Origin of the sequence: Nocardia noduli, from assembly GCF_019038455.1 — a bacterium.
GTDB classification, from domain to species: Bacteria; Actinomycetota; Actinomycetes; order Mycobacteriales; family Mycobacteriaceae; genus Nocardia; species Nocardia noduli.
The window spans coordinates 1-418 of sequence record NZ_JAFMPL010000296.1; the positions used below are offsets into that span (position 1 = coordinate 1).

At 70.3% G+C, this 418-nt stretch carries 1 protein-coding gene; it reads right to left on the bottom strand.

The window, feature by feature from the left end; all coding sequences use genetic code 11:
• On the bottom strand, positions 1 to 263 hold a 263-nt coding region (locus JZ792_RS43770; protein ID WP_204332884.1), incomplete at its 3' end, for a hypothetical protein.
• Positions 264 to 418 lie beyond the last annotated feature (155 nt).

A 418-nucleotide genomic window follows, 5' to 3' on the forward strand; every position in this document is an offset into this window, starting at 1 on the left:
AGATAGCCCTGGCTCAGCAGCGCACGGCGGGCGCCCTCGCACACGCGGGCGGGCGGCGCGTCGATGTGGCGCGTGTAGATGCTGGCGCTGGTATTGAAATCGTCGGGATCGAAGCGGGCACTGCGGTCCAGGCCGGGCATGGAGTTGGGCACGCCCGCGCAGCCGGCGAGCAGGGCGGCGGCAGCCACGGCCATGGTGGCCGCGGGCCGCGGCAGGCGGAACTGCGGGCGCGAGGGAGCGGTGAAGCGAAGGGGCATGGGCATGGCGGCGGATTCCTGAACCCGCATTGTGCTGGTTGCACTTTGGTGCGCCCGCAAATGGGTTGTAACCCCTGGCAACCGCCGGGTTTGGCTTGCCAGCCCGCCCGCGGCGCCCCGCAAAAAATCCTCTTGAAATGCGCCGCGGCATGCGCATCTGC